This is a genomic window from Micromonospora noduli (assembly GCF_003264365.1).
In the GTDB taxonomy this organism is placed as follows: Bacteria; Actinomycetota; Actinomycetes; order Mycobacteriales; family Micromonosporaceae; genus Micromonospora; species Micromonospora noduli.
In genome coordinates this window covers 1-2,439 of the sequence record NZ_PYAK01000126.1, presented here as the reverse complement: position 1 = coordinate 2,439, position 2,439 = coordinate 1, and the positions used below count along the sequence as shown (strand labels likewise).

Below are 2,439 nucleotides of genomic sequence, written 5' to 3'. Positions count from 1 at the left end.
CGCGCCGGTGGTCATCCGGCGACGGCGTGGCCGCTGCGGCACTGCCGGCACCGGGTTGGCCCGGGCGGCCCGGAACGCGGCCACCGCGGCGTCCTCCCCGGCCAACTCGCCCGGGCGAGCGGGGCCGGCCGCCGCGGCGAGCAACGCGGCCACCGGCTCGGCCGGGGGCACGTTCGGGGCGCTCAGGTGCACCCCGGGTGAGTTCGCGTCCACTTCCGTGGGCATGACGGAGGGGCCCTGATCCAGCGTGGCGTCCGCCCGGGCAGAGGCCGAGTCGAGCAGCCGCTCGGTGTCGGCGCGGTCGGCCCGCCGGAACGAGTTCATCGGGAGTCCCCTCACGTCAGCCGTCCGCCGGTTCGACGTGCGATGCCCGCAGGGCGGGGCCGCTCCCCGCACGCGGCGGTGGCACCTCCTCGACCCCGACCGACGACTCGGCCGGGCTCTGCCGCTCCAGCAGGACCGCGAGCCGGCGTAGGCCACGGTGAGCGGCGGTCCGCACGGCACCGGCACGGCGGCCCAGCACCCGGCCGGCGGACCCCGCGTCCAGCCCGATCACGGCCCGCAGCAGGACCGCTTCGGCCTCCCGGGGCGGGAGGGTGGCGATCAGCGCGAGGGCGGTCTCGGTACCGATCGTCTCGCTGGCTCGCTCGGCGGTGTCCGCGTCGCTGGCGAGCTCGACGAGCGCCTGCACCGGGACCGGGAGCGAGGGGCGGCGGCGCAGCCGGCGCAGGTGGTCCATCGCGCGGTTACGGGCGATGGTGACCGCCCAGGCCCGAAACTCGCCCCCCGTGAAGCCGGGCAGGTCACGGGAGATCTGGAGCCAGGTCTCGGAGGCGACGTCTTCGGCGTCGCCTCCGACGAGCGCGGTCAGGTACCGCAGCAGCCCGGGCTGGAGGCTGCGGTAGAGAAAGCGGAACGCCTCCTCGTCCCCGGCCTGCGCGGCGGTCACCACCTCCGACAGGTCGGCGGTCATGCGCGCCCCACGCATCGTTCGGGGCGTGTCGGCCCGACCAACCGGGCTGGCGCACGCCACGCGGCACGAGTCGTCCGCCCGATCAGCACCAGCACCGCACCGCCCTCCACCGCTCTGATTGTGCCCGCGACCACGATTGTCCGGGGGGCGTGTCCGGCGGCCAACGCCAGGGTGGTCGATCGGCGCGCTGCCCGCCGAGGTGGCCGGGAGGGCCCGAGCCGGGCTAACGCTAAGAGGGCAGCCACGACCCGACAAGTCGGCCTCGTGTCACGGAAGAGTGACAATTATCAACCCTGCCCGACGGCGCGTCGTCGTAACGGTCAGTACGCAGCAGACGCCCACCACGCCTGTAGGCGGTTTCTTGCCCCCATCGTCGACCCGAGCGACGGAAATAGTCGCTTTTTGTGACACCACACATCCGCAGCGTCACGAAGGGCGAGCGTCCACACAGGTCAGGCCGGATCAGCCACTCTGAACCAGCCACCCGGCGGCCCTGCCACGGCGCGCCGCCCCGCGCCACTCTAGGTACGGTAATGCGGTGTTGTCATCGGAGGTCGTGCTCAGCGGTCGCTACCGCTTGGACGAACGTGTCGCCACGGGCGGCATGGGCGACGTTTGGCGTGCCTCCGACCTGATCCTCGGCCGACAGGTCGCGGTCAAGGTCCTCCTGCCGGCGCTGGTCTCCGATCCCGATTTCATCGCCCGGTTCCGCGCCGAGGCCCGGATCATGGCGGCGCTGCGGCACCCCGGCATCGTGCAGGTCTTCGACTGCGGTGCGGACGACCTCCCCGACGGCGGGCGGGCGGACTACCTCGTCATGGAGTTCGTCGCCGGCGAGCCGTTGTCCAAGCGGATCGAGGCGGCCGGGCGGCTCGACGTGGCCGAGACGATGTCGATCGTGGCCCAGGCGGCCGCAGCGCTCAACGCGGCGCATCGCGGCGGCATCGTGCACCGCGACGTCAAGCCCAGCAACCTGCTGGTGCAGGAGGACGGCACCGTCGTCCTGGTGGACTTCGGCGTGGCCCGCTCCACCGACATCACCAGCATCACCAGCACCAACGCGGTGCCGGGCACCGCCCTCTACATGGCTCCCGAGCAGGCCGCCGGTCGGCCGGTCAGCGGTGCCACCGACATCTACGCCCTGGGCGCGGTCACCTACTGCTGCCTGACCGGCAGCCCGCCGTTCACCGGTGACAATCCGCTCCAGGTCGCCGTGCGGCACCTGGACGACGAGCCGCCGGAGCTGCCGCACGACATTCCGGAGGCGGTCCGCGCTCTGGTGTCTCGGGCCCTGGCCAAGGATCCGCTTGAGCGGTTCACCAGCGGAGCGGCGATGGCCGAGGCCGCTCGGACGGCGGTCACCGGCGGCGAGCCGCCGACGGCGATGGCCGGGCCGGTCGCGCTGCGCGACGCTGGGCCGGGCACCCGCACGGACGTGCCGGTCGGCGCGGCGGTGGCGGACGGGC

At 73.6% G+C, this 2,439-nt stretch carries 2 protein-coding genes and 1 pseudogene; 1 reads left to right on the top strand and 2 read right to left on the bottom strand.

What is annotated here, in order from left to right:
- Positions 1-324: pseudogene (locus GUI43_RS33200) on the bottom strand (hypothetical protein); the annotation flags it as partial.
- Positions 325-340: 16 nt separating this feature from the next.
- On the bottom strand, positions 341-973 hold the full coding sequence (locus GUI43_RS33195) for an RNA polymerase sigma factor (protein ID WP_112587112.1): 633 nt from the start codon (positions 971-973) through the stop codon (positions 341-343).
- Between the two features lie 538 nt (positions 974-1,511).
- Here GUI43_RS33195 and GUI43_RS33190 point away from each other — a divergent pair.
- Positions 1,512-2,439, top strand: a 928-nt coding sequence (locus GUI43_RS33190) for a serine/threonine-protein kinase (protein WP_112700716.1), incomplete at its 3' end; no start/stop codon positions are given.

What these genes read in the sequence shown, in the direction of transcription:
- GUI43_RS33195 (WP_112587112.1), bottom strand. Translation starts at nt 973, where the DNA reads ATGACCGCCGACCTGTCGGAGGTGGTGACCGCCGCGCAGGCCGGGGAC.